This is a genomic window from Paenarthrobacter sp. 2TAF44 (assembly GCF_052114885.1).
GTDB lineage: Bacteria > Actinomycetota > Actinomycetes > Actinomycetales > Micrococcaceae > Arthrobacter.
On sequence record NZ_JBFRFP010000035.1, the window covers coordinates 18,664 to 43,118 of the forward strand.

Genomic DNA, 24,455 nt, shown 5'->3' on the forward strand with positions numbered 1-24,455 from the left:
TGACGGGTTGGGATGACGTGTTGTGGGCAATTCAGCAACCGTCGGGCCGGGGTCCGTAGAGATCCACCGTGGTGGACTTGACGAACCAGCCGTCCTTGGCACTGCCTTGGAGCCGGTACCAGGGGGTGCCGTTGCCGTAAATGTCCTTGGTGCAATTGATGGTGATCTTGCCCCAGGAGCGCTCCACCCAGCCGACGCCGCAACCGGCAGGGCTGCCCGGAGTGTAGGAGTCCGGCAGACCGGGTTTGCCTGGGCAGGTGCGGACACTGCTGGCGTCCACCTGGATCTGTGACGCTGGCGGCGGTGGGGTGGGGTCGTCGCCGCTGGTGGAATTGGCGCTGCCAGCCGGTCCGGCCACGACAGTCACAGCCCTGACCTTCAGGTTGCGGGTGTTGTTCCAACCGCCACCGGAGGCATCAAAGCTCGTGGCCTTCCCCACGCCGTTCCAACCGCCACCATCCAGGCTGACTTCGTAGTGATCCAAGGGACGGCCGTTCATGGATGGGTTGTTCCACGTCCAGTGCACCTGGCCGTCACCCTTTGCCGATTTTCCACCGTTGACGTTCGGCGCGTTCGGAGGCCCGTAGGGGTTCCCCGTGCCAATGGCCTTGGCATCGCCGGACATGCCGTTCTTCACTGAAGTGGCGATGATGTTGACCACCACGTTGGTGCCGTTCGGCTGACCACCGATGTCTCCGCCGCCCCGGCCAATCGGACCCGAACCGTAGGCGGTCTGCCAGCGGTAGGTGATCTCGTTGTCCTGCGAACCGTTGCGTTCCGCGGCGGTCAGCGGCGTAAACGTCACCCGGAGCTGTCCACTGCTTCCAGTTGCAGCGACCGAACCGCTTCCTACCGTGCCGGGCTTGCCAGCAGCACGAATAGCAGCCGACTGCTGGCTGACTCCACTGACACCGGCCTTGTTGGTAGCCGAAACAGTAAAGGTGTAATCAGCCTCAGCGTTTGCCACGGTGACATTCTGCGATGTCGCAGCTACAGATTGGGAACCCACGACGGCGCCACCCCGGTAGGTGGTCAGCGTGTAGGCAGACACGGGGTCGCCATTGTTGTTGGGAGCTACCCAGCTGACCTTCAACTGGCTCTGGCTGCCAACTGATCCTGCGCCGGACACTGAGGGAGCAGCCGGTGTTGCCGGTACCCCTGCCGGAGTTTCGGCGGCCGAGTAGGGACTCCACTCCGAAGGTTCTTTGGCGTCGTTCCTGGCCAGGACGCGAACCTGGTAGGCAACGCCGTTCGTCAGGCCTTTCCAGACGTAGCTTGCACCGGTGAGGTTCTGGATCTGGGCATTCTGGCCCACAGGAGCAGGGGAGATCTCAAGATCGTAGGACTTGATGGGCGAGCCCTTGCTGGCTGGCGGGACCCAGGCTACGGACAACTGCTTGTCGCCGAACTTGAGCGTCGGCGCCACGGGGGTGTCCGGTTTGACGTCGGGTCGAACCTCGGCAGACAGCGGCGAGCGATCGGACTCGTTGATGGCGTTGGTAGCGGTCACTGCGAAGTGGTACTTCACGTTGTTGGTCAGGCCCGTGAGCGTGCAGGTGTTGGCAGGGCATTCCTGTTTGAAGCCGCCTTCGCCGTACACCGTGTATTTGGTGATGGGCGAACCACGGTCGGCAGGGGCATTCCAGGTCAGCAAGGCTGTTTGGTCGCCGACGCTCTGTGCAAGCGGAGTGGTCGGGGCCGCCGGCTTGTCCTTCACCGTGAGCCGGATGCGTGCTGTGGCGTACCGCGAGAGCTCCCCCGTCTTGTCCTGCACTGTGTATGCCACAACCATTGTTCCGGTGAAGCCAGTTGCGGGCGTCACCGTCACGTTTCCACCACTGGAATTCGCCGTCCCCTGGCCAGTCTCCGTGACGGCCGATACGATCTTCAGCGGCGTATCCGGGAACGGGTTCGAATCGTTCGCCAACGCATTGACCGTGACCGGTTTGCCCGATTGGGCATCGGGTTCCACGTCATCATTGGCCACGGGTTTAGGCCTGTTGGATGCGGACAGGGAGAGCTTGTACGTAGCTAGTGCTTCCAGCCCGCGGCGGTCCTTGGCTTTCACCTGGACTGCGCCGCTCTGGCCAATCTGCACGGAATCGTCCGCGGAAACCTTGAGTGTCTTGCCGTCGACGTTCACCCGGAAACCACCGGGTGCAGCGCCCACCAGCTCGTAGCTCATGTTCTGGACGTCGTCGGCATCAGGATCCGAGGCCAGCTTCTCCAGGTCCAGGCTCGCCGAGTCCCCCTTGGGAACCTCAACCTGGCTGCCAAGCAGCGTGGGCGGATTGTTCTTATTGGGGTCTGGAAGCACCTTGGTACGGATGCTGAGCGTGGACTTCAAGCCGTTGGGATCATCAGGACCTGTTCCATCCGTGACTTCAAAGCTGATGGATCCCGGGCCCACGTATTCTGCGCCTGCGGTGTACTTGATTGCAGTACCACCGTTGGCAATAGGATCCCTGCCGTCGGCCCCGATGAGCTTGATGCGGTCCGCCTGGGTGAGGCGGGGTGAACGTCCATCACGGACCTTGACCCAGTCGGCCAAATTTACGGTGACGGACTGGCCCGATACCAGCTCCACCACCTCGTCCTTGGCCAACGTGGGAACCTGCTGTCCGATGCCCGGCACCCAGATGATGGCCGTGGACTTCTGTCCGTCCACGTCCTCCACGGTGTAGGGCACCAGTTGAGGTTGCTCCGTGAGGTCAACGATCACGTTGCCCTCAGATCCGGGCCGGGCCGTCTCCAACCCGGTACTGATCTTGAGATTCTCCCCCACGCCATCGGGGTCTTCGTCGTTCTTCAGGACAGGTACGTCTACCGCAGTCTTCCCGAGAGTCTGCGCCGACGTCACGCGGTCGTCGCGGGCAATCGGGGCCTGCAGAGGGATATCGTTCTTGACGATCACCCTGATGCTGGCCTGGCCTACGGCATCGCGGTCGTCGGCCACGGAATAGCGGACGTTCACCGTGCCTTCTGCAGCAGGCGCTGTAATAAGGATGCGGCCACTGGTCTTGCTCACATGGGCGTCCAAGCCGGCGTCAGCTTCAATGCCATCGGCCACGATCCGGATCAGGTCACCATCCGGATCGGTGTCGTTAGCAGTAGCATCCACGGCAATCTGCCGGCCTGGACGGACCTTGACTTCGTCATCCACCGGAGCCGGCTTCTGGTTGTCTTCACCGCGCGGCGCAACCCCGACTGTGACAGTTCCCGTGTTGACCGCTCCTTGGCGGTCAATCACCTTGTATCGGAACGTATCGGTGCCTGCGCCGTCGCCTGCCCCGACGAAATCGATGAAGTTGCTACCCGCCGTCGCGGTTCCCATGCTGGGTGTGCTGTCGATGCCGGTGAGCTGGACCGAGTCGCCGTCGGGGTCTATGCCATCCAACGGAACCGGAATGCGGACGCTGCCGCCAGCCACTACCCGTGCCGTCAGGTTCTTGGGCTGTGGACGCGAATTCTGGGCGCCTTCCAACGGGAGGATGTGAATGGTCACTGCAGCGGCGCTCTTCTGACCCTGCGGATCCACGGCGTTGTAAATGGCGCGCACAGTCTTGGGGGCAGGACCTGCGATGAAGCGGAGCGTGTCTTCGGAAACGAACGCCTTGCCGTCTTCTTCGGCAACGGGCTGGGCCAACACCGGATCAACAGAAAGCTTTTCGCCCTGCGGATGTGTGTCGTTGTCCAGGACAGGAATGGTGACGACGTCGTTGACGCGTACGTTCACTTCGTCGGGTTTGGGCTGGGGAGCCTCGACGACGGCGGGGGCCGGCACCGGGACGACGCCCACCGTTCCGGTGGCCGAGGCGCGGCCGTTGGACATGGTGTAGCTGAACACGAACGGTTCCTTGGCGCCGAGGACGTCAGTGACGCGAAGGACGCTGTGGTCGATCACACTGACCGATGCCGAGGACCCGTCGGGCACGGTCACCGACTGGAGGACGAGGACTCCGCCGGAAGGATCGGAGTCGTTCGCGAGCGGATCAACCAACACGCTTCCACCCACGGGCAGCAGGGCGACGTCGTGGACAGCAACCGGGGCTCCGGCATCCTTGCCGGACTCCACGTCCACGCGGATCAAGCCTTGGCTGCTTTGTGGTCCGTTGCTGGCGATGTAGCTCAAATACACAGGGCCGGGGGTGTTGCTGCGGAAGGTGAAGGTTCCGCCGTCGGTCACTGGACCCAGTTCTGCCGGGCCGGCGGCCTCAACATGGGCCACGCGCAAGGCGCCGCCGTTGGGGTCAACGTCATTCTTCAACGGGGAGATGACCAGGTCCTGGCCCACCACTGCCGTGACGTGGTCCGCGTTAACCACCGGTGCGAGGGCTCCTGGCGGTTGCACGTTCACCACCACCCGGCCTGTGGTGGTGGCGCGGCCGTCCCAGACGGTGATGGTGACGTTCTTTTTGCCGGGCGCTGCGCCGGAATCCTGGTACGTGAGCAACCCATCGCGGCGGACCTTGACCTGGTCTTGGTCATTGTCAGCCTTGGCGTCCAGCAGGACGAGGTCGTCGCCGTCGGGATCCATCCAGTCGGTCAGGATGTTTTGGCTGACGGACTTGCCCTGCTCCACGAGCATAGTAGTGGGCTCGGCACGCTTGAACAGTGGGGGCTTGTTCTCTTCCGGCGCGACGACGTGCAGCGTCACCTTGCCACCAGCCGACAGGCCACGGCCGTCCGCTGCGTTGTAGTCGAAGACCTCCGTGCCGGGCTTCGCGGTGGGAGGGACCTTGATCTGGAATGCTGAGCCACCGTAAATGTTCTCCAGCGCACCCGACTTCGGGCCGTTGGCGCCAACCGAGGCGGTGAGGACATCGCCGTCGGGATCTGAATCGTTGTCCAGGACGCTCAGAACGGAAGTGCGGCCGGGACGAACGCCTAACTCATCGGGTTTGGTCTCGGGCGGACGGTTCGGCTTGGTACGGTCCGGGAGGACGTTGATGGTGTTGTTGTCCGCGGACTCCTGGTCCTGGTCATCAGATTGGTTCTTTGGCGGGACAACATCGTCCCAATTGTTCACGAGCTGCATGTTCTGGTTGACCAGCCACACGCTGCCGGAGTTGATGTCGTTGAGGACCACGAGGTCCCGGTTCACACGGAAGACGTAGCTGGGCGACGCGCTGGCCTTGGGGACATCGTTTTTCTTGTCGTCTGCGTCGTTATCGCAATCACGGACGTATTTGTTGGCCCCTGCCCACGCTGCGTGAACACATTTGCTGACCTGGACGGGCGCGGCGGGAACTCCCTCTCCATCCACGTTGACTGTTGCCGCCGTGGACCCGTCCAAAGGCTGCTTCAGGAGGGCTTTGCGCGTAGCGATGGCCACATAGCCGCTGTCTTCGCTGCTCTGCTGGAGCTTGGCTTCCCGCGCGTCCTGTAGCTGGAGCTTGCGGCCACCGGGGAGGAAGAGATTTCCGGATGCGGCATCCAGCACTACCGGTTTGTCGCCCACAACAGCAATCTGCAGATCACCGGCGCCCTTGAGCTCGTCCACCTTGGTTACTTCCGAGGCAGTCCGTTCGCCGTTGGCGTCCACGGTGGTGATGGTGATTTCGCCCTTGCCGGGGTCCGCCGTGTAAATGCGGTTGTCCGGTCCGACGGCGGAGACCATGTTCTGCGCGCCCGTGAGGACGGGTTCCGTGGACTCTTCATCAAAGCCGTTGACGGTGGACGGCGAGAGTGCCCACACTTTTCCGCGGGCGGGGTCGGTGACTGAGAGGACGCTGGAGCCGTAGCTGACTTGCGAGGATGAGGGCAGCTGCTTGTCGCCACCCAACTTCAGGTTCGCCGCCGAGACCTGGTTGATGGTGGAGCCGGACTCATCGTCCACAAAGACGTTGCCGTCGTGCTGCAGGACATCGAACGTGGTGGTTGCCGGTGTCACGGCTCCATCAAGAACCCGAGAGGGATAATTCAGCCGTCCCACAGCGTTCTTGGTCTTGCTCACAACCCACACGCCGCCGTCGTTCAAATCGACCTCGGCCGTCTTGAACCCCGGATAGAGGACTGCGCCCGCTACCAGCAAGGCGCCGGCCGCAGTCACAGCAGTTGCAGATACGAGTTTCTTGTTTCGACGCTTTTTCAGCCCCAGCTTGCCGAAGAAAGATGTCACAGCCCCAAAATTCCCTTGTTGTACAGCCGCCCCCAGGCGGCGTCCAGGCCAACCGGCATGTGCCGGCAGCCACGCATTCCGCAGTACCCCCATACGGCGGCGGAATTTTCAGTCCCTAAGACTATCCCACGCACCGCACGAGTAGCCAAGGAAACCCTAGATTGAACTCTCCATTGGCTGTGACAGCCTATGGCCTCCCCCGAGCAGGTGGCGATGGGGAGAACTCCCCTCGCCCGCTCATCAGAATTCTAGGTATTCCATCGATTTGCGAAACCCGCACCCCGATCCTCTCTCACATCCAACCGGTTTTCGGCCGATCCTCTCTCACATCCCACCGGTTTCTGGCCGATCCTCTCTCACGTCCAACCGGTTTCTGGCCGATCCTCTCTCACGTCCAACGGGTTTTCGGCCGACGCGCGGGAGTTCCGTTGAGCAGCCTTGATCGTGTCTTCTTCTTCGCGGGGCATGAGGCTGCCTCGGGAAAACCAAGGACCGCAAACTCCCGACGTCGGGCTTAAGCTTTCGCGGCTAAACCGGTAAGGGCGGGACGTGAAAGAACGATCGCCAAAAACCCGCTGGACGTGAGAGAAGGATTGCCCAAAAACCAGCAGGACGTGAGAGAAGGATGCCCAAAAAGCCCGCAGGACGTGAGAGAAGGACGCCCAAAAAGCCCGCAGGACGTGAGAGAAGGATGCCCAAAAACCCGCAGGACGTGAGAGAACAATCGCCAAAAATCAGCAGGACGTGAGAGAGCGTTAGTCCAGAACCAGGCCCTTGCCGCGGCCACGGGCGAGCATCACGGGGTGGATTTCGCCGAAACCACGGACATTCTCGGACTTTTGCGGGACCAGCACGAAGCGTTCGTCCTGTCCGAGTGCAGCAGCGGTCATCGCATCAACCAGCACCGTCCCCGGCTGGGCCAGGGTGGTCAGCCGCGCCGCAAGGTTCACGGTGGGGCCATAGATGTCGCCGAGTCGGGACAGGATGCGACCCCACACCATGGACACCCGGGCCTGGGGCAGGATCTCGTCCTCCGTGAAAGCCTGGGCCAGAGCGAGGGAAATTTCCGCGCCCGCAGCTGGGGTCTCGGCAATATAGAGAACTTCGTCGCCCACGGTCTTAACCAGGCGCCCGCCGCCCACGGAGATGATCTCGGCGCATTTGTTCTCGAAGCGCTGGACCATTTGGGCCAGGGTTTTCTCGTTCATGCGCCGGGAGAGGCTTGTGTAGGAGACGAGGTCGGCGAACCCTACGGCACGGGCCAAAGGCAAAGGAGAATCGTCCTCGTCCCCTTCGCGGCCTTCTTCGCTCGCTTGCAGGCCTGCCTCGGCACGAACGGCAAGCCGCTGAACACCGGCATTGAGCTGACGACGATACGAGTAGACCAGGATCTCTTCCAGGGAATCCACCAGCGCCGGCAGCTGGCCCACCAGCTGCTTGCGGGCCACGGCATCCGGAATCCCCTGTTCCTGGACCATGTCTTCAACCAGCGCTTCGATCTGCCAGACCACCATGCGGTCCGTCATCTGGCCGATGGAGCGGGTAACGGATATGGCAGCTTCCTCGGTGAGGATCCCCGCGCGGACAAGGTCAAGAATGGTGGACAAAGCTGCTTGGTCACGCTCGGTGAAAGCGACGTCGTCGTCCCCGAAGTTGGGGAAGCCCAAAGCCCTCCACAACTTCCGGGCGGAAAGAATGGAGACACCGGCACCTGCAGCAACTTCACGACGGCGGAGCTTGCGTTCGCCACCAAGCAACCTCGCCTCAAGCGCTTTGATCGCCAGGCGTTCGGCGGACATCACGCCGGTGGGCGGGCCGGTGGTCACGGGCGCCTGGATGGGCGCTGGTTCCGTGTCCTCATCCACTGAAGGTTCGGGTACGGCGTCGAACTCCTCGTCCAGGTCCTCGCCGGACTGCTGATCCTCAACGCTCATCTCTTCCACCTTCTCTCAATTCCCACGGCAACCCATCAAAATCCGACAGGACTTCACCCTCAAAAATCCCACCCTTGGGCAGTTCATCCATGGCGTCAAGAATGAAGCCCCTGAATTTTCCGACCTCCGGTACGTCCGTCAAGACGGCTTCGCCGGAGGGCCCGGTATCCAAGGATATATTCCCGGAGTGCAATGTCCGCTGCAGCAGGTTCTGGTGGACCCCCACGCTGCGAACCGCCATCAATGACACCTGCCAGTCACCGCGGCGAAACATTCCATACTTGGCAATTATCCGGCGGCTCGTCAGGATGAACCTGACTGAACGCCATTTCAACAGCCGCTTCACGCTGTAGGCCATCAGGACGAGCGCTGCCAGGCCCACACAGGTACCGACAAGCCATGGCGTCCATTCCACTGTAATGAACGGGGCAAGGCGCTGCGGATTTCCTTTGATGATCCATGCACAGGCGTACGCCGCCAGGGCAGGAATCACGATGAAGGCCAGCGTTGGCAAGAACAGCGAGCGGGGCTGTTGCCGCGTGATGGTGATGACCTGCTCCCCCGGAAGCAACTCTTTACGCATAACCGCTTTCCGTGGCGCGCAGATGGACCACATCACCAGCCGTCACAACGTGTTCCCGGCCGCCGTGGTCCACCACCAGGAGCGATCCGTGCTCGTCCAAACGGGAGGCGTGGCCCACTATTTCGTGGTCGCCGGGCAGGTGCGCGCGCACTTCGCGTCCCAAGGTGACCATTGCCGACTCAACGCGCTTATGCAGCGAGGGGCCACCTGCCAACCCTGCCGCGGGATCGCCTTCTGAGTTGCAGAAGCTGCGGTAAAGCCGACTGAAGCGGGAAAGGTAGCTCTTCAGCAGCGCGGTGCGGTCCGTCGTCGTCGCACCTTCCAAGGCCAGGGACGTTGCGGTTGGTACCGGCAATTCATCCTGCGCCAGCGAGACGTTGAGGCCAACGCCCAGGATCACTGCAGGGACCGATCCGTCACCCAGTGGCGTCATCTGAGCCAGGATTCCGGCAACCTTCCGTCCATTAATCAGGACGTCGTTGGGCCACTTGATCTCTGCAGTTATGCCGGCCGTTTCCTGCAATGCTTCGCGCAGGGCAACGGCGGCTAGCAGTGAGAGCCAGGAGTAGCTCTGCGTCGGCACGGGCATGCCCTCGGCTGTGACGGGCCGCAGCACCATCGACACGGAGACGGCGGAGCGCTCGGGCGATTCCCAGTGCCTGTCCAGCCGTCCGCGTGCCGCCGTCTGGTGTTCGGCGGTCAACACAGCAAGGTCGGCCCATTTTTTGGGCTCCGAAGTTACGGCACGCACGAGGTCCTGATTGGTGGATCCCGTGGACTCGACAATATTCACTTGGGAAATTCCGGTTGCCGACAGGAAATCAGGCTGGAGCAGTGCCTCGCGGTCCAATGACGGCCGGTCTTCCCCGGGCCTGGGGTCGAGGGGTTCGCTGCTGGCAGGCTGTTCGGCATCCATAGCTGAATCCTATCCAGTTGCGGCCCGCAGAACCTGCCCGAAACATGGGAATCCGCTTAGAGGAAGATGTCTTGCACCAGGCGGTCCTCAGGCGCGCCGAGGCTGTATGGCGCAAACTCCTTCACACCGGCAGCCCTGAGGACTTCTTCGTCGGTGTAGAAGTTACCCGAACCCGTGGAGCCGTCGCCAAGGTTGGCGCCGGTCAGCACAGCGTGCGCAGCATCTGCCATGATCTCCGGTCCGCGGGCGGCCTTCACAATCTGCTGCCCACCGGGCATGTTCCGGATCGCCGCGGTATCGATCAGGGTGCAAGGCCAGAGCGAGTTGACCGAGACGCCGTCGTCCTTAAGCTCTTCGGCGAGTCCCAGGGTGGTGAGGCTCATTCCATACTTGGCCATGGTGTAGGCCAGATGCATCCCGGCCCATTTTGGATCGAGGTTCAGCGGTGGAGAGAGCGTGAGAATGTGCCCGTCCCCGGATTCCCGCAGCGCAGGGAGGGACAGCTTGGAGAGCAGGAAGGTTCCACGGACGTTGATGTCCTGCATGAGGTCGTAACGCTTCATGTCAATTGCATCCGTGCGCGAGAGGTCAATCGCTGACGCGTTGTTGATGACGACGTCGATTCCCCCAAAGCGCTCGACGGCGGCACTCACCGCCGCGGCGACGTCGTCGTCATTGCGTACATCGCCCACGAGCGGCAGCGCCTGGCCACCTGCCGCAACCAGTTGATCGGCCGCTGTGAAGACGGTTCCTTCCAGTTTCGGGTGGGGTTCTCCGGTCTTGGCCATCAGGACGATATTGGCGCCGTCGCGTGCGGCACGGGTGGCGATGGCCAATCCGATTCCACGGCTGCCTCCGGACATGATGATGGTGCGGCCCTTGAGTGAACCGCTGGCTACATAAGGGGTTGGAGTCATGCAGACACTCTAACCCAAGTATGTTACTGACGGGTAACATAGCGACAGCTTTGGCTTGGGCGCTGAAAATTGTAGGGTTTCTACAGCGGTTCGCGGCAATGGCGTCACTAGACTGGCCAGCGGGGCCTTTTCTTTGTACGGAAGCTACTTAAGTCAGCTACTTGTTCGCAACAGAACTGCGCCAGCGAAAATCAGCTACAGAGCCGGAGACACTTGATGAGCCACGATCTGACAACGACAGCGGGAAAGATTGCAGACTTCCGCGACCGCCAGGCCCGTGCAGAGCAGCCTTCCGGCCCGGAAGCGATCGAAAGGCAACACGCACGCGGAAAGAACACTGCCCGCGAACGCATTGACCTCCTGGTCGATCCCGAATCGTTCGTTGAGTTCGATGCCCTGGCCGTCCACCGTTCCACAGCCTTCGGCATGGAGAAAAAGAAGCCCCTGGGCGACGGCGTCGTCTCCGGCTACGGCACAGTGGACGGGCGGCTCGTTGCCATCTACAGCCAGGACTTCAGCGTCTACGGCGGCTCCTTGAGCCAGGTCAACGGCGAGAAGATCGTCAAGGTCCAGGAATTCGCCCTCCGCAACGGCTGCCCGGTTGTGGGCATCAACGACGGTGGCGGCGCGCGCATCCAGGAAGGCGTGGCTTCCCTGGCCATGTTCGCGGATATCTTCCGCAACAACGTCCACGCTTCCGGCGTCGTCCCCCAGATCTCGCTCATCATGGGCCCCTGCGCCGGCGGCGCTGCCTACTCCCCCGCCCTGACCGACTACGTGGTCATGGTGGACAAGACTTCCCACATGTTCATCACCGGCCCGGATGTCATCAAAACCGTCACGGGCGAGGACGTGGATATGGAAACGCTGGGCGGTGCCCGCCAGCACAACGCCACCACCGGTACGTCCACTTACCTTGCCTCCGACGAAGCCGATGCCATTGAATTCGTCCGCGAACTCCTGGACTTCCTGCCTTCCAACAACCTCTCCGAGGCGCCGGTTGTAGAACACGACCAGGAATTGGAACTCGACGACGACGACCTCGCCTTGGATGGACTGATCCCGGATTCGGCCAATCAGCCGTACGACATGCGCAAGGTCATTGAGCAGATCGTGGACGACGCCCACTTCCTTGAAATGCAGTCGCTGTATGCCCCCAACGTGATCATTGGCTACGGGCGGGTCGAAGGTCACACCGTCGGCATCGTTGCGAACCAGCCGATGCAGTTCGCAGGCACCCTGGACATCTCCGCATCCGAGAAAGCCGCACGGTTTGTCCGGCACTGCGACGCTTTCAACATCCCCATCATCACGCTGGTGGACGTGCCCGGCTTCCTCCCCGGCAAGGACCAGGAATTCCAGGGAATCATCCGTCGAGGCGCCAAACTCCTGTATGCCTACGCTGAGGCCACCGTGCCCAAGCTCACCGTCATCACCCGCAAGGCCTATGGCGGCGCATATATCGTGATGGGCTCGAAGAAGCTGGGCGCGGACCTGAACCTCGCGTGGCCCACAGCCCAAATCGGTGTCATGGGCGCCCAAGGCGCAGTGAACATCCTTTACCGCCGCGACCTCGCAGCGGTTGCCGAGGCCGGCGGCGACGTCGAGGCCAAGCGCGCCGAGATCATCCAGGGCTACGAGGAAGAACTCCTCAACCCTTACCAGGCAGCTCAGCTGGGCTACGTCGACGCCGTTATTGCACCCTCTGACACGCGCCTCCAAATCATCCGCGGCCTGCGCGCCCTTCGCGACAAACGCTCCAGCCTGCCCACCAAGAAGCACGGGAACATCCCCCTATGAGCCCTGCAAAGCATCGGGCAGACGATAACCCTTCAGCGCCCGAACCCGTCGCTCCCATGTTCTCCGTGGTCAAGGGAGAACCCACCGCCGAGGAGCTCGCGGCCCTTGCCGCCGTCGTCGCTTCTGTCGGAGTACCCCCGACGACGGAGCCTGCAAAGCCGAACGTTCGTCATTGGGTACGCCGTCAGCAGTTGCGCCTGGACCCCACGCCGGGTCCGGGCGCGTGGAAGCGCAGCCGCGGATAGTTCGCTTCATCGCGGTGGCGCGAGAAAGTGCAACAACCCTTTCACGTGAGCCGACTCACGGTTAGGCTCTGTGGGTGACTACTGCAAACACGCCTGCACGACCCAAGACCGCCATCGATTCCGTTGCTGACGCGTACACGGAAAAGCTGATCGAACTCAACCCCAGCTTCGCCACCACGTTGGGGTTGCCGGGGCACGAAACCGAATATCAGGACTACTCGCCTGCGGGTGCCGAGGCCCATGCACAGGCTGCCCGGCAGGCATTGGAATCGTTGGCGGCGCTGGAACCGACCGACGAGTCCGACGTCGTCACCCTGGACGCTATGCGCGAGCGGCTCGGGCTGGAGCTGGAGATCCACGACACCGGCTGGGATGCTGCCGACCTCAACAACATCGCCTCGCCCGCCCAGGATATCCGCGCCATCTTCGACCTCATGCCCACGGATACGGCGGAGCAGTGGGAGCACATTGCCGGCCGTGCGGCCAACGTTCCCGGCGCCATCGAGGGCTACATCTCCTCGCTTCGTGCCGCCAAGGAAGACGGCAAAGTAGCCGCCGCGCGCCAGGTTCGAATCGTCATCGAACAAACTGCCCGGTACGCCGCCGAGGACGGATTCTTCGCCAAGATGGCTTCATCCGCTGCCCTTGGTGGCCAGCCGCTTCCCGCAGACGTTCAGTCCAAGCTCGACGCCGGTGCCTCCGCTGCACGATCAGCCTACGAATCATTGGGTACTTTCCTCCAGGACGAGCTTCTCCCCGCTGCCCCGGAAAAGGACGCGGTAGGGCGGGAACGGTATGCCCTGGCCTCCCGTTCGTTCCTGGGGGCGGCCGTTGATCTCGAGGAAACCTACGCGTGGGGCGTCCAAGAGCTGGAACGGCTCATCAGCGAACAGGAAAAGGTAGCCGCGCAGATCAAACGCGGCGCCAGCATCGAAGAAGCCAAAAGCATCCTCAACAACGATCCAGCCCGCCAGATCAAAGGCACAGACGCACTGAAGGCGTGGATGCAGGAGCTCTCGGACCGCGCAGTATCCGAGCTCGCAGACGTCCACTTCGACATCCCGGACGTCATGAAAACCCTCGAATGCATGATCGCCCCCACCGACGAAGGCGGCATCTACTACACCGGCCCCTCCGACGACTTCTCCCGGCCAGGCCGCATGTGGTGGTCCGTTCCCGCCGGCGAAGACACCTTCACCACCTGGTCCGAAACAACCACCGTCTTCCACGAAGGCGTACCCGGCCACCACCTCCAAGTCGCCACCGCCACCTACCGCCGCGAACTCCTCAACAACTGGCGCCGCAACGTCTGCTGGGTCTCCGGACACGGCGAAGGCTGGGCACTCTACGCCGAGCAGCTCATGCTGGAACTGGGCTACTTAAAAGACCCCGGCGACCACATGGGCATGCTGGACGGCCAACGCATGCGTGCCGCCCGCGTTGTTTTCGACATTGGCGTCCACCTGGAACTACCCGTCCCCGAACGCTGGGGCACCGGAACCTGGACGCCCGCGAAGGGCTTTGACTTCCTCAAGGCCAACCTCGACATCAGCGAAGGCCAGCTCCAGTTCGAATTCACCCGCTACCTCGGCTGGCCCGGGCAGGCACCCTCGTACAAGGTGGGTCAGCGGCTCTGGGAGCAGATCCGGGCCGAGCTTGAAACCCGCGAAGGGTTCGATCTGAAGTCCTTCCACAGCAAGGCACTAAACATTGGCTCGGTCGGTTTGGACGTATTGCGCCGGGCGTTGCTTGGTTAAGTTGCAAGGTCCGGCGTGTCCGGAGGACACACATCCTCTGCGTGCTGCTCCTTCGTCGCTTTGACGCACGCTGCCGGATGTCTGTCCTCCGGCCCATCGGCACCTTTCGAGATCATCGCCACATCGCAGCCGGGAATAACTTCACACAACCGCAGCCATACGGCGTTATTAGAAGGCTCCGTGGGCTGAGTGAGCCTATAGCGGCGTAATATTTCTAAACGTCCGTTCGCTATGTTATTTGGGGTGCACCTAGCGTGTTCCTGTGAGCACCTCAAATAACATCACTTCCGCGCCTGCAAAGAACGGCTTCCGGCTTCCCAAGTGGGCAGGATCCTTCGGCGTCCAGATCATTGCCGCCCTCATCATCGGCCTCGTCCTTGGCCTCATCGCCAAGTACACCGGCAGCACCAAGACCTCCCCCAACGGCCTCGGCGCAACTCTTCAAACGATCGGCTCCAGCTACGTCTCGTTGCTGCAGACCGCCGTCGTTCCTTTGATCTTCACCGCGGTGGTGAGCTCCATCGCGAACCTTCGCCAGGTTTCCAATGCGGCCCGCCTCGCCTGGAACACGCTGCTTTGGTTTGCCATCACCTCACTGGTTTCGGTGCTCATCGGCATCGGCCTGGGTGTGCTCCTGCAGCCTGGTGCAGCTACCGGGATCACGCAGAAGGCCGAGTACGCCGGCAAGACCGGTGACTGGTGGGCGTTCCTGATCGGGCTTTTCCCGAAGAACTTCCTCGGACTCGGCGCGAGCTCCACTGTCACGGAGGGCGCTAATGCCGCCACGACGGTCAGTACCTCCGTCAGCTTCAATGTGCTCCAGATCCTGGTGGTCGCGATCGCCGTCGGCATCGCTGCCCTCAAGGTCGGCAAGCAGGCAGAAGCGTTCCTGACCTTCAACGCCGCCGCATTGGCCGTCATCCAGAAAGTCCTGTGGTGGATCATTCGCATCGCTCCACTGGGCACTATCGGCCTGATCGGTAACGCCGTGGCCATCTACGGCTGGGACACCATCGGCTCCCTTGGCAAGTTCACTGCCGCCATTTACATCGGCCTGGCACTGGTGCTCTTCGTCCTGTATCCGATCCTGGTCCGCGTCCACGGCCTTTCCATCAAGCAATACTTCTCCGGTGTATGGCCAGCCGTGCAGTTGGCCTTCGTCTCCCGTTCCTCGATCGGTACGCTGCCGCTCACGCAGCGCGTCGCCGAGCGTAACCTCGGCGTTCCCTCGGGCTACGCTTCCTTTGCCGTGCCGCTGGGCGCCACTACCAAGATGGACGGTTGCGCAGCGATCTACCCGGCCATCGCAGCGATCTTCGTGGCCCAGTTCTTCGGTATCAACCTGGACTTCAGCCAATACCTCCTCATTGTGCTGGTCTCCGTGCTGGGTTCCGCTGCCACGGCAGGCACCACGGGCGCCGTCGTCATGCTCACGCTGACCCTGTCCACGCTGGGACTGCCGCTGGCCGGCGTCGGACTCCTGCTGGCGATCGACCCCATCCTGGACATGGGCCGCACGGCCGTCAACGTGGCAGGCCAGGCGCTGATCCCCGCAATCGTCGCCAAGCGCCAGGGCATCATGGACGAATCGCTGTACAACGCGCCCCGCAATGGTGCCGCGTTCGCTGACGAGTTCGCCAACGACACAGCTGCTGCCGAGAACGAGGCGCGCGAACTGGCCGATTCCAAGGCATAGCACCAGCTGGCTTTCCGCACCGCGCAATCCCTTGGGGACTTCTCCCCCGGGGATTGCGCGGTTTAACGGCGAAAGCTGGATAGGCTCGGAGCATGTTGATCGTCACCTCCAATGAGATACCCGGCCACCGCATCGACGCCGTCTTTGGCGAAGTCATGGGCCTCACTGTCCGTTCCCGCGATATCGGCTCCCAGATGCTGGCCGGTTTCCGCTCCCTCGGTGGCGGCGAGCTGCCTGAAATGACCAGGGCGCTCTACGAAAGCCGACAGGAAGTTATGGCCCGCATGGTCAACGAGGCCCAGCAGCGCGGCGCCAACGCAATTGTCGCCATGCGCTTCGACACCTCCGAAATGGGGACCAACTGGACTGAAGTCTGCGCCTATGGCACGGCCGTTTACGTGCTCCCGCTCGGCGAAGGCGAGCCCGGCGCCACTGGGCAGTCCGTGTACTTGACCAAGACCGCGTCCCAGCCGGGACAAGGGCAGCAGGCACCACAGCAGGGCCAGCAACAGCCAGCGCAGCCGACTCACCCTGCGCCGCAGGCACCCCCGCACCAGTTCTGACCTACTTCCCTTCGCGCCACGGGTCCCGCCCTTGTACGCTCTACTCGCAGTTGAACGGTGAATAGAGCGAACAAGTGCGGGATTCGTGGTACCGGAGGTGAATTCCTGTTGCTGGCCTAGGTTTCGGACGGCGATGTTGACCGTGGTGGGTGACCCGGCAAAGGTGGGGCCTTGGATTGATATGTATGTCCGGTGGGTGTGTTGACTTCGAGTTCATGTCTGCCGCCGGGGATTGTTTTTGCGTTCCAGCCGGGGTTTTCTTTGGTGTGGTTGCATGCTTCGCAGAGTCCCGCGCCGTTGGACAGGCTCGTGGCGCCGCCTTGGTGCCAGGGAACCACGTGGTCTATGTGGCGGATGGGCGCGTCGCAGTACGGTGTGCGGCAGGTGTCGTCCCGGGTTTCGATGAAGCGTCGCATTCCTCGTGGGAAGGTCCGGGCTTTGGAGTCCATGGCCAGCAGTTCACCGGAGGCGGGTGCGGTGTAGAGCCGGCGGAGCAAGACTTTGAACTCCTTATCTTCCTTGGACTCTTGCTCGCTGGCCCCGGCCTGACCTCCGATTCTGGCCCGCCCGGTGGCCCCTGTCTGGCCGCCGCTTCCGGCCTGATACTCGGTGCGCGGCTCTCCGTCCCTCTCGCGGTTCCCTGATTCTTCGATGGGCTGGTTGCTGCCTCCGGCGATGAGCGTCCTGGCCCACCCTGCGGGGACGATTCCGTAGCCCTGGAGCCGGGCTGGTTCGCTGTCGCCTTGGAAGAGGGTGCGGTCGGTCATGACGAGCTGCACATCAACACCGCTGATCCCGCCGGGCGTGCCGGTGAGGCGTTCGGTCAGGGTGTCGGCCATGACCTGGCCCCGGGTCCGGGTGTCCCCGCCGGAGCGGGCGGAGTCCGCGTGCCGGGTGAGCGCGGCGTAGGCGGCGACGCCTTGGGCGACGGGGAGCAGCGCGGTGAGGATCGTCATGGTGTCCGGGGCGGGCCGGAGGCTGACGTGCCGTTCGGACGCGGCATGGGCTGCGCGCTGGGTGACCGAGCGGGGGTCACGCCGGTAGGCTGCGGCTCGTGCGGCGGCGATGATGGTTTTGTCTCCGGCGCCGTCGAAGGTTCCGGTGTCGGGGGCGAGTTCCTCATCCACGGCCACCCGGTCTTCGACGGACAGGCAGGCTGTTTCCTTCACCAGCAGTGTGGCCCGCCATTCGTTCAAGTGTCCAGTTTCCAGCGCTGCCATGGTGCGCGGCATTTCCGACACGAGTGCTTTGGCCAGTCCGAGGAGCCGGGAGCCCTTGTTCGGTGATTCGCGCCGGGCCAGGGCGATCTGCGCACCCACACCCTGCCCCTGCTCAGCGGAGGGGACATCCATCTCGGCCTGGGCTTGGCGCTGGGCGAGGTCGAACGCCACAGCAATCTTGGCCTGCAAACCGGCTATAGCGGACTTCATGTCTTCCAGCGCACGCAGCTGATCGATAAGGTCCCTGCTCACAACGCTGGCCGCAACGGCAGGCATGAAGCGGGCAGGAACAGCTGACGATGAGAGTGCGGTCATCGTTTGCCCTTCGCTGTCCAAGTCCATACCCACACTCTTTCAGCAGGCACCGACATTATTAGCTCCCCCGCCCGGATCGGGTTGCCGGGCAATGAGAACTGATATTTTTCGACATCCGCTCAGACAAAAATTGCGCAGAGTGCAAAGTTGCACTTAGTGTAAGTATGTGACCCCAGACAGTATTGAACCGATCACCGCGGAAGTGAGCGAGCCCGCCGGCCCCTCCCGCCGCGAGCTCAATAAGGCGGCAACCCGCGCCTCCATCGCCACCGCAGCCCTGGACCTTCTGCGAAGCAACGGCCCCGGCAATTTCACGGTCGAGGACATCACCGCAAGCGCAGGCGTTTCCCGTCGGACCTTCTTCAACTACTTCGCGAGTCTCGAGGCTGCTCTCGCATCCGTCGCCGACGGCTTCATGGATCGCGCCCTCGAGCAATTCCGCTTGAGGCCAGCGGAGGAATCGATCCTCGAATCCGCGCAGGCCGCGCTGATGGCCCTCGCAGATCCGATGTCGGTAGCACCCATGGCCGAACTTTTCAGCCTCACCCAGGAGAACCGCTCCCTGGCCCGTTCAGAACTCGAAGCATGGGAACACTGCACGGGGCAGATTATCGACGCTGCCCGCAGCAGACTTGGATCAGACACCAGCGAGCTCTACCTGCATGCCCTTGCCGGATCTGTCATCTCATGCGGCAAGGCGGCCATGACAGTCTGGTTCGCCGAGCGAGGCCCTGACCTATCGCCCGATTCGCTTGAGGTTCTTCGCCAGCACCTCATCGACGCCATGGGCCTCCTGGGAGCCGGCTTCGCGCCGTCGTCGGAAGTCACCCCGGAAGCGGCGTCAACTTCACCAGCAGCATCCCCCACCTCCACAGATCGGTTCTGACATGGCCTCGTTCCTCTACCGCCTGGGCAAGTTTTCTTATCGCCGCCGCTGGCTGGTCATCTCGCTGTGGCTGGCAGTCCTGGTGGCCGTGGGAGGGTCGGCCGCCGCCTTCCACGGCACCATGTCCAACAACTTCAGCATCCCCGGCACCGAAACGCAGAGGATGGCCGACAAGCTCAAAGAAGCCCTGCCCGACGCTTCCGGCGGCTCGGCGAGCGTGGCCTTCGACGCCGGAGACTCTGGTTTCGACCAAGCCAAGAAGGACGCCGTAGCCACTGCGCTCAACAAGCTCGAAGCCATGCCGGACGTGCAAGGGACGGTGAATCCGTTCACCACCCAGGACCAGTTGGACAAGGCCGCCGGCGAGATTGCTGCTGGTGAAGCGAAGGCCGCAGAAGGCAAGACCCAGTTGGACGCCGCCCGCGCCCAACTGGAAGCCGGCGAAGCCCAGCTTGCGGGAGCGGAACAGCAGATGGCAGCCTCAGGCCTTACACCTGCACAAATCGAGGCCCAACTCGCGCCGCAGCACGCCGAACTAACCGCCAACAAAGCAAAGCTCGACGCCGGTGCCAAGGAAGCAGCGGACGGAGCCGCCGCGTTGGCCCTGGGAAAGCGCCAGCTGGAGGCCTCCCAGGGGATGCGCTTTGTGTCCAGCGACGACAAGGCCGCCATCGCCCAGGTCCAATTCAAGACCTCCATCAACGCTGTTGATCCCGCCGTTCGCAAGCAAGTTCAGGAGATCGTTCAGGGCGTATCCTCCGCGGGTGTCACAGCATATGCCAGCAAGGAAATCACCGAGGACGTCTCGCAGATCTTCGGAGTCGCGGAAATCGTCGGTGTCGCCGTGGCAGCTCTCGTTCTGATCCTTATGCTGGGCACACTCATCGCGGCCGGCCTGCCCCTCGTCATGGCCCTGATCGGCGTGGCTGTAGGCGTCGGCGGAACGTTCGCCCTAACCGGCGTGATCACCATGAGCTCCATTTCCCCGATGCTCGCTCTGATGCTTGGGCTTGCAGTGGGCATCGACTACTCCCTGTTCATCGTCAACCGCCACCGTAACCAGCTTCTGGCCGGGATGGACGGCGAGGAATCCGCAGCCCTCGCCACCGGTACGTCCGGAAATGCCGTGCTGTTCGCGGGCCTCACAGTGATCATCGCCCTGGCGGCACTTGTGGTCCCGGGGCTGCCCTTCCTGGCTGTGATGGGTGTTGCCGCCGCAGCGACAGTTGCCGTCGCCGTCGTCGTGGCTTTGACACTGACGCCGGCCATCCTGGCGTTGATCGGTCGCAGACTGATTTCCAAGCGCGCATGGGCGAAGGTCGCCAGGCACAATGCCGAGCCGGGCCACGAAGCCGCGGACCGGGCCCTGGAAGAGAAGCGCAGCAGCAGCGGCTGGGGCGGCTTGGTCACCCGGCATCCCTGGGTTTCCCTCGTGGCCAGCGTGGTGCTGTTGGGCGCCTTGGCGCTGCCGGCTTCCCAGCTGCGTTTGGCACTTCCCGACGGCGGATCCGAGCCGGTCGATTCGCAAGCCTTCAAAGCCTACGACCTCACACGCAACAGCTTCGGCGAGGGCGTCACGGGGCCGATCGTCGTCGTCGCAGGGTTCCCGGAAGGCCTCAGCGAAACGGATGCCAAGAACAAGCAGTTCGACGTCGCGGATCAGCTGCGCAGCGTGGAGAACGTCACGGCCGCGGTGCCGGTGGCACTGAGCGAAGATCGCCAGACAGCCGTCTTCCAGGTCATTCCCAAAGAAGGACCAGCAAGCGCCAGCACAGTCCAGGTAGTTTCCGACGTCCGCGCCAAGGGCACCCAAATCCGCCAGGACCTCGACGTCAGCATCGGCCTCACCGGTCAGACGGCCGGCAACATCGACGTTTCCGCCAAGCTCGGGGCTGCCCTCCCGCCATACTTGGCGATCGTCGTCGGGCTTTCGCTGATCCTGTTGCTGCTGGTCTTTCGCTCGATTGTCGTGCCTCTGCTCGCCACCGGCGGTTTCTTGTTGTCACTGGCTGCCGCATTTGGCGCTGTCGTGGCCGTTTACCAGTGGGGCTGGCTGGGAGCGATTTTCGACGTCGCCAATCCGGGCGCCGTCCTGAGCTTCCTGCCGATCATCCTGATCGGTGTGCTGTTTGGCCTCGCGATGGACTATCAGGTGTTCATCACATCAGGCATGCGTGAATCCTTCATGCACGGTGAGAACGCCAAACACGCTGTTCGCACCGGCTTCAGCCACGCCGCAGCAGTGGTCACGGCGGCCGCGATCATCATGGTCAGTGTGTTCTCCGGCTTCATATTCAGCCACCTCACCATGGTCCGGCCGTTGGGCTTCGCGATGGCCTTCGGTGTGCTGATTGATGCGTTCGTTGTCCGCATGACCATCGTTCCCGCCGTCATGTACCTGCTCGGCGAGAAGGCGTGGTGGTTGCCCAAGTGGCTGCAGCGCATCCTGCCGGACGTGGACGTCGAAGGCGCCAAACTGAACCGCACCGACCGCCCGAAGACCAGCTCCGAGGAACTGGTCCACTAACCTTCTCTCACATCCACCGGCGATCTAACCGACGTTCTGTCACATCCACCGGCGATCTGACCGACGTTCTCTCACATCCCCCAGAAAGCCCGACGTCGGGCATTTCTGCGTGCATTGTTGGCAGGTGCCCGCGTCACGGGATCAGGTCGTGCCTGGCCTCGAGCTGAACCAGAGCATTGATTACCTCAGCCGCACTGTGGCGAGTGAGGGTTGGCGGCGGCACATCGAGGTGATATGAGAGAACAACCGCCGGAAACCGGCAGGAAGTGCGAGAAGATCGCCCGGAAACGGGCAGGACGTGAGAGAACGACGTATTAGGCTGGGACGGTGACCCGATTGATCCTTGCCTCGCAGTCCCCTGCCCGCACCAAGTTACTGACGGAAGCGGGGATCCAGCATGACGTCCTGGTTTCAGACGTGGACGAGGACGCGGTGCAGGCGCATTACGGCGTGACGGACGCGCATGACACCGCGCTGCTGCTGGCCCGGGCAAAGGCCGAAGCGGTCGCCGCACTCCCCGAAGCCGAGGGTGCCCTGGTGATCGGCTGCGATTCGGTCTTCGAGTTCGACGGCGAGTCCCACGGCAAGCCCTACACGGCGGAGGTCGCACGTGAGCGGATGCTGCGCATGAGCGGATCCAAGGGAGTTCTCCACACCGGTCACTGGCTGGTCGATTGCCGGGACACCGCTGCCGACATTGACGACGACGAGAACGAGGACGAGCCTGCAGACGGCTCGGGAGCCACCGTCGGAGCCGTCTCCAGCGCCGAGGTTCATTTCGCAGAGATGAGCACCAACGACATCGACGCCTACATCGCCACCGGAGAACCCCTGCACTGCGCCGGCTCGTTCACCATCGACGGCCTGGGCGGCGCCTTTATCCGCAAGGTGGACGGTGACCCGCACGCCGTCGTCGGGCTTTCCATCTCCACCCTCCGGGACCTGCTGGTCCATGCGAATGTGGGCATCACGGAGCTGTGGGACGCGAAGAGCCAGTAGAAGCGATTTGTAGCAACCCTACAAAGGAACATCTCCTCACACACGGAATCCCCCATCAATATGGGCGGAACCCTCACAATCACGCTAGGCTCCTCAAGGACAGAAGGAGTCAACAACTTGTCAGCTAACCCGGCGCAGCCCATTTCCAGCCCTCTCACCAAGGTCTTGATTGCCAACCGCGGCGAAATCGCGGTCCGCATCATCCGAGCCGCCCGGGACGAAGGCATCGCCTCCGTAGCCGTCTACGCAGACCCGGACCGTGACGCCCTCCATGTCCGCCTCGCCGACGAAGCGTATGCCCTTGGCGGCAACACTGCAGCTGAGTCCTACCTGGTCATGGACAAGATCATCGACGTCGCCAAGCAGGCCGGCGCCGATGGGATCCACCCCGGGTACGGTTTCCTCGCCGAAAATGCAGAATTTGCCGCCAAAGTGATCGACGCCGGCATCACCTGGATCGGCCCCTCCCCCGAGGCGATCTCTGCCTTGGGCGACAAAGTCCAGGCGCGCCACATCGCCGAAAAGGTAGGCGCCCCGCTGGTCCCCGGCACAGCTGATCCCGTGGAATCAGCGGACGAGATCCTGAAGTTTGCGGAGGAATTCGGCCTGCCCATCGCCATTAAGGCTGCTTTCGGCGGCGGTGGACGCGGCATCAAGGTTGCCCGCACCATGGAAGAGATTCCGGAGCTGTACGAATCCGCAGTCCGTGAGGCGATAGCAGCTTTCGGCCGGGGCGAGTGCTTCATCGAGCGCTTCCTGGACGCCCCGCGCCACGTTGAGACGCAGTGCCTGGCGGACGCTTACGGCAACGTTGTGGTTGTCTCCACCCGCGACTGCTCGCTGCAACGCCGCAACCAGAAACTCGTCGAGGAAGCCCCGGCTCCCTACCTGAGCGAGGAACAGAACAAGCGGCTCTACGAATCTTCCAAGGCGATCCTGAAGGAAGCCAATTACCTCGGCGCCGGCACTTGCGAGTTCCTGGTGGGCCAGGACGGCACCATCTCCTTCCTCGAGGTCAACACCCGACTCCAGGTGGAGCACTGTGTTTCCGAGGAAGTTACGGGCATCGACCTCGTCCGCGAACAGTTCCGCATTGCGCGTGGGGAGGCTCTTGGCTACGAGGACCCCGAGGTCCGCGGCCACTCCTTCGAGTTCCGCATCACCGGCGAAGACCCGGGCCGGAACTTCATGCCCGCCCCCGGCACGGTCAGCACGTTGAAGAACCCCACGGGCCCCGGCATCCGCGTGGACTCAGGCATTGAGCAGGGCGACGTCATCAGCGGAAACTTCGACTCCATGCTGTCCAAGCTGATCGTCACCGGCGCCACCCGCGAGCAAGCCCTCCAGCGCTCGCGCCGCGCCCTTGAGGAGATGGTCGTGGAAGGCATTCCCACCGTCATCCCCTTCGACCTCGCCGTTGTCACGGACCCCGCCTTCGCACCTGTGGAGGGACCGTTCAGCGTCCACACCCGCTGGATCGAAACCGAATTCGTCAACAACATCCCCGCCTGGACGGCCAGCGGCGCGGGTACGGAAACGCCCGACGCCGGTGAGCGCCAGCGCGTCGTCGTCGAGGTTGGCGGCAAGCGGCTTGAGGTCGTTCTGCCGTCCGGCTTGGGCGCCAGCGTCGCCGCTGTTTCCAGCGGCTCGGGCACCAAGTCGGGCAAGTCCAAGAAGCGTTCCCGCTCGGCAGGGGCCGCAGCGGCTGCCGCCGGTGGGGATGCATTGACCTCGCCGATGCAGGGCACCATCGTCAAGGTCGCAGCTGCCGAAGGCGATGTCGTGGCCGAGGGCGATCTGATCGTTGTCCTGGAAGCCATGAAGATGGAGCAGCCATTGACCGCACACAAGTCCGGCACTGTTCGGGGCCTGGCAGCCACAGCGGGTGAGACGGTCGCTGCCGGCGCTGTCATCGCCACCATCGAGGACTGAAGCCACACTTAAYGACGTCGGCCCCGCACTGGAAGGTGCGGGGC

General features: G+C 63.0%; 15 protein-coding genes. 9 read left to right on the forward strand and 6 right to left on the reverse strand.

The features are described from left to right. Nucleotides 1-31 precede the first annotated feature (31 nt). The 5 genes from AB4Z15_RS22920 to AB4Z15_RS22940 form a co-directional block, all read right to left on the reverse strand. Nucleotides 32-6,121 carry an Ig-like domain-containing protein gene (locus AB4Z15_RS22920; protein WP_442019077.1) on the reverse strand — a complete coding sequence of 2,030 codons (6,090 nt, stop codon included), beginning with the start codon at nt 6,119-6,121 and terminating at the stop codon, nt 32-34. A gap of 755 nt (nt 6,122-6,876) precedes the next feature. Further along, entirely contained in the window at nt 6,877-8,055 is a 1,179-nt protein-coding gene (locus AB4Z15_RS22925; RefSeq protein WP_442019078.1) for an adenylate/guanylate cyclase domain-containing protein, read from the reverse strand. Then, nucleotides 8,045-8,638, reverse strand: coding sequence for a PH domain-containing protein (locus AB4Z15_RS22930; protein ID WP_442019079.1), 594 nt, complete (start codon nt 8,636-8,638; stop codon nt 8,045-8,047). Before AB4Z15_RS22930 ends, AB4Z15_RS22925 begins: the two co-directional genes overlap by 11 nt. After that, the gene (locus AB4Z15_RS22935; protein WP_442019080.1) at nt 8,631-9,554 is read right to left on the reverse strand and encodes a biotin--[acetyl-CoA-carboxylase] ligase; all 924 of its coding nucleotides are present in this window, start codon (nt 9,552-9,554) and stop codon (nt 8,631-8,633) included. Before AB4Z15_RS22935 ends, AB4Z15_RS22930 begins: the two co-directional genes overlap by 8 nt. A 56-nt stretch (nt 9,555-9,610) precedes the next feature. Then, complete coding sequence (locus tag AB4Z15_RS22940; RefSeq protein ID WP_442019081.1) at nt 9,611-10,471, reverse strand: SDR family oxidoreductase; 861 nt, start codon at nt 10,469-10,471, stop codon at nt 9,611-9,613. A 216-nt stretch (nt 10,472-10,687) separates the two neighbouring features. Between AB4Z15_RS22940 and AB4Z15_RS22945 the strand changes: the two genes are divergently transcribed. The 5 genes from AB4Z15_RS22945 to AB4Z15_RS22965 all read left to right on the forward strand — a co-directional run bounded on the left by AB4Z15_RS22945 (nt 10,688) and on the right by AB4Z15_RS22965 (nt 16,532). Further along, nucleotides 10,688-12,271, forward strand: coding sequence for an acyl-CoA carboxylase subunit beta (locus AB4Z15_RS22945; RefSeq protein WP_442019082.1), 1,584 nt, complete (start codon nt 10,688-10,690; stop codon nt 12,269-12,271). After that, nucleotides 12,268-12,516: an acyl-CoA carboxylase epsilon subunit gene (locus AB4Z15_RS22950; RefSeq protein WP_442019083.1), complete on the forward strand. Its 249-nt coding sequence runs from the start codon at nt 12,268-12,270 to the stop codon at nt 12,514-12,516. Before AB4Z15_RS22945 ends, AB4Z15_RS22950 begins: the two co-directional genes overlap by 4 nt. A 74-nt stretch (nt 12,517-12,590) precedes the next feature. Next, a complete protein-coding gene (locus AB4Z15_RS22955) occupies nt 12,591-14,273 on the forward strand; it encodes a DUF885 domain-containing protein (RefSeq protein ID WP_442019084.1) in 1,683 nt (560 codons plus the stop codon). 262 nt (nt 14,274-14,535) lie between these two features. Then, nucleotides 14,536-15,969, forward strand: coding sequence for a dicarboxylate/amino acid:cation symporter (locus AB4Z15_RS22960; protein ID WP_442019085.1), 1,434 nt, complete (start codon nt 14,536-14,538; stop codon nt 15,967-15,969). Between the two features lie 92 nt (nt 15,970-16,061). After that, nucleotides 16,062-16,532 (forward strand): YbjQ family protein, encoded by a 471-nt coding sequence (locus AB4Z15_RS22965; protein WP_442019086.1) that lies wholly within the window; start codon nt 16,062-16,064, stop codon nt 16,530-16,532. Between the two features lie 116 nt (nt 16,533-16,648). Here the strand turns inward: AB4Z15_RS22965 and AB4Z15_RS22970 are convergent, their stop codons facing one another. After that, nucleotides 16,649-18,067 carry an HNH endonuclease gene (locus tag AB4Z15_RS22970; protein ID WP_442019087.1) on the reverse strand — a complete coding sequence of 473 codons (1,419 nt, stop codon included), beginning with the start codon at nt 18,065-18,067 and terminating at the stop codon, nt 16,649-16,651. A gap of 166 nt (nt 18,068-18,233) precedes the next feature. Here AB4Z15_RS22970 and AB4Z15_RS22975 point away from each other — a divergent pair, with 166 nt between their 5' ends. The 4 genes from AB4Z15_RS22975 (at nt 18,234) to AB4Z15_RS22990 (ending at nt 24,411) form a co-directional block, all read left to right on the forward strand. Then, nucleotides 18,234-18,953: a TetR/AcrR family transcriptional regulator gene (locus AB4Z15_RS22975; protein WP_442019088.1), complete on the forward strand. Its 720-nt coding sequence runs from the start codon at nt 18,234-18,236 to the stop codon at nt 18,951-18,953. 1 nt (nt 18,954) lies between these two features. Further along, on the forward strand, nt 18,955-21,480 hold the full coding sequence (locus tag AB4Z15_RS22980; RefSeq protein ID WP_442019089.1) for an MMPL family transporter: 2,526 nt from the start codon (nt 18,955-18,957) through the stop codon (nt 21,478-21,480). Between the two features lie 327 nt (nt 21,481-21,807). After that, a complete protein-coding gene (locus AB4Z15_RS22985; protein WP_442019090.1) occupies nt 21,808-22,479 on the forward strand; it encodes a Maf family protein in 672 nt (223 codons plus the stop codon). Between the two features lie 60 nt (nt 22,480-22,539). Continuing rightward, nucleotides 22,540-24,411 (forward strand): acetyl/propionyl/methylcrotonyl-CoA carboxylase subunit alpha, encoded by a 1,872-nt coding sequence (locus AB4Z15_RS22990; RefSeq protein WP_442019091.1) that lies wholly within the window; start codon nt 22,540-22,542, stop codon nt 24,409-24,411. Nucleotides 24,412-24,455: the final 44 nt, after the last annotated feature.

Bases quoted from the DNA above. Each gene is read 5' to 3' on its own strand.
- AB4Z15_RS22925 (WP_442019078.1), bottom strand. From the start codon at position 8,055: ATGAGCGTTGAGGATCAGCAGTCCGGCGAGGACCTGGACGAGGAGTTC.
- AB4Z15_RS22930 (WP_442019079.1), bottom strand. From the start codon at position 8,638: ATGCGTAAAGAGTTGCTTCCGGGGGAGCAGGTCATCACCATCACGCGG.
- AB4Z15_RS22935 (WP_442019080.1), bottom strand. From the start codon at position 9,554: ATGGATGCCGAACAGCCTGCCAGCAGCGAACCCCTCGACCCCAGGCCC.
- AB4Z15_RS22940 (WP_442019081.1), bottom strand. From the start codon at position 10,471: ATGACTCCAACCCCTTATGTAGCCAGCGGTTCACTCAAGGGCCGCACC.
- AB4Z15_RS22945 (WP_442019082.1), top strand. From the start codon at position 10,688: ATGAGCCACGATCTGACAACGACAGCGGGAAAGATTGCAGACTTCCGC.
- AB4Z15_RS22950 (WP_442019083.1), top strand. From the start codon at position 12,268: ATGAGCCCTGCAAAGCATCGGGCAGACGATAACCCTTCAGCGCCCGAA.
- AB4Z15_RS22965 (WP_442019086.1), top strand. From the start codon at position 16,062: ATGTTGATCGTCACCTCCAATGAGATACCCGGCCACCGCATCGACGCC.
- AB4Z15_RS22970 (WP_442019087.1), bottom strand. From the start codon at position 18,067: ATGACCGCACTCTCATCGTCAGCTGTTCCTGCCCGCTTCATGCCTGCC.
- AB4Z15_RS22980 (WP_442019089.1), top strand. From the start codon at position 18,955: ATGGCCTCGTTCCTCTACCGCCTGGGCAAGTTTTCTTATCGCCGCCGC.
- AB4Z15_RS22990 (WP_442019091.1), top strand. From the start codon at position 22,540: ATGGGCGGAACCCTCACAATCACGCTAGGCTCCTCAAGGACAGAAGGA.